This window comes from Novipirellula sp., assembly GCF_041583735.1.
Taxonomy (GTDB): Bacteria; Planctomycetota; Planctomycetia; order Pirellulales; family Pirellulaceae; genus Novipirellula.
In genome coordinates this window covers 1-1993 of sequence record NZ_JBFHFD010000994.1, presented here as the reverse complement: position 1 = coordinate 1993, position 1993 = coordinate 1, and the positions used below count along the sequence as shown (strand labels likewise).

Genomic DNA, 1993 nt, shown 5'->3' with positions numbered 1-1993 from the left:
GTTTTTGACAATGTTTGACGACGCCGATTTGATGCAGTGTTACCGCCGCAGTGAGAGTATCGTGCCGCAACAAGCGCTCGCGCTGTCTAACAGCGAGCTTGCTTTGACCGCATCTCAGCAGATAGCCGATCGGATCAGTGGCGACAATCCCGATGCGAGTTTTGATCAATTTGTCGAGCGAGCTTTCGTTGCTCTTCTAGCACGCTCGCCCAGTAGCGAAGAGGTCGACCATTGCGCGGAATTCGGCCAACAGATCGCGGAGCTGCACTCCGGCGCCACCGCTAGCGAGCTTAGCTCTCGCATGCGTGCCAGATTGGTACATGTGCTGATTAATCATAACGACTTCATTTCCATCCGGTGACTTGATGAATCCCTCGCGTTCCAAACTGTCGCAATCAACGTGTGGCACGGCTTCGCCACGACGTCAATTTTTCACACAGTCCGCCTTGGGGCTCGGCGGAATAGCGCTCGCCTCGTTGCTGCAACAAGAGCGGGTTGCGGCTGCCGGTTTAGCGTCCCCCGATGGCCAACCTCATTTTCCCGCGAAAGCGAAGAACGTGATCTGGTTGTTCATGCGCGGAGGCGTCTCGCACATGGAGAGTTTCGATCCCAAACCAGCGCTGAATCAATTCGCTGGCATGTCGATCCCAGAGACTCCGTTCGCCGAAGTCCAGCATTCCGAAAAACTCAAACGTGTTCGCGTGGTCGTGGTGAACGACGCCAATGGGCAACAACGCAACAAACTGTATCCGCTGCAAGTTGGCTACAAAAAGTATGGCCAAAGTGGGATCGAAGTCAGCGACTGGTTTCCTCATATCGGTTCACGGATCGACGACATCTCGGTGATTCGATCGATGTGGACGACCGACGACAATCACGGCGCTCAGGTGCAATTCCACTCGGGACGGCACATGCTCGATCCACGCGTGCCAACCATCGGGGCCTGGATCAACTACGGCCTGGGGACATTGAACGATAACTTGCCCCAGTTCATCAGCATGGGGCCACGTTTTTTTGATCGCCGCGACGGCCATTATCTTGGGCCGGCCTACGACTCGGTCGGTTTGAAGGTCGATCCCAAAAATCCGCTCGATTATGCCAGAGCCGAAAAAGAGGTTTCTGACCGTGAGCAGCGATTGGGATTTGATTTGGTCAGCCAACTGAACCGGCTGAATGAATCTCGGTTCCCACACGATGCTGCGTTGGAAGCACGAACGAAGTCTTATGAGTTGGCGTTCCGAATGCAGACGGCAGTTCCGGACGTCATCAAATTCGATGGCGAAACCGCAGAAACACATAAGCTGTACGGGTTGGACCAACCTGAAACTCGCGATTTCGGCCAGCAGCTACTGGCCGCTCGCCGGTTCACCGAACAAGGCGTCCGATTCATCCAGATCATGCACGGCGATGGTGCCGCAGGCGCTTGGGATCAGCATTCCAATCTGAAGAACATGCACAGCAAACTGGCCGGTCAAGTCGACCGTCCGATCGCGGGTCTGCTAACCGACCTAAAGCAACGAGGAATGCTGAACGAAACGCTGGTGGTGTTTGCCACCGAATTCGGACGCACCCCAGGATCTCAAGGCAGCGATGGTCGCGACCACCATCCCTACGGATTCAGCGTCTGGATGGCTGGAGGAGGACTGAAAGGGGGCGTTGTCCACGGCGCGACCGACGAGATTGGATTCCACGCCGTCGAACAGCCCCATTATGTCACCGACGTGCATGCCACGATTCTTCATCAACTCGGTCTCAATTCGCACCGCATGGAGGTCCCCGGCCACAAGCGGCTCGAACAAGATTTCGGAACCGTGATCCACGACATTATCAGCTAAGCTGGTCATCCGCATCGTTGGTGCGGGCGATGGCACACGTCAAAAGGGCAATCTCGGTTTTTCGATCGGCAGTTCCAAGCAAGAAACGTCGTCAGAGAAAGATCCAAACGAGGGTTTGCCATCGGAGGAAAAACTGCAGGCGTTAGCCGAACGTTTGG

At 55.5% G+C, this 1993-nt stretch carries 2 protein-coding genes; both read left to right on the top strand.

Going from position 1 to position 1993, the window contains the following annotated elements; translation table 11 throughout:
• Window positions 1–361: DUF1553 domain-containing protein (locus tag ABX962_RS35400; protein WP_372726357.1), on the top strand; the 361-nt coding region annotated here is incomplete at its 5' end.
• A gap of 4 nt (window positions 362–365) precedes the next feature.
• Window positions 366–1835 carry a DUF1501 domain-containing protein gene (locus ABX962_RS35395; RefSeq protein ID WP_372726356.1) on the top strand — a complete coding sequence of 490 codons (1470 nt, stop codon included), beginning with the start codon at window positions 366–368 and terminating at the stop codon, window positions 1833–1835.
• Window positions 1836–1993 lie beyond the last annotated feature (158 nt).

Coding starts and splice junctions, on each gene's coding strand:
- ABX962_RS35395 (WP_372726356.1), top strand. CDS start 366: ATGAATCCCTCGCGTTCCAAACTGTCGCAATCAACGTGTGGCACGGCT.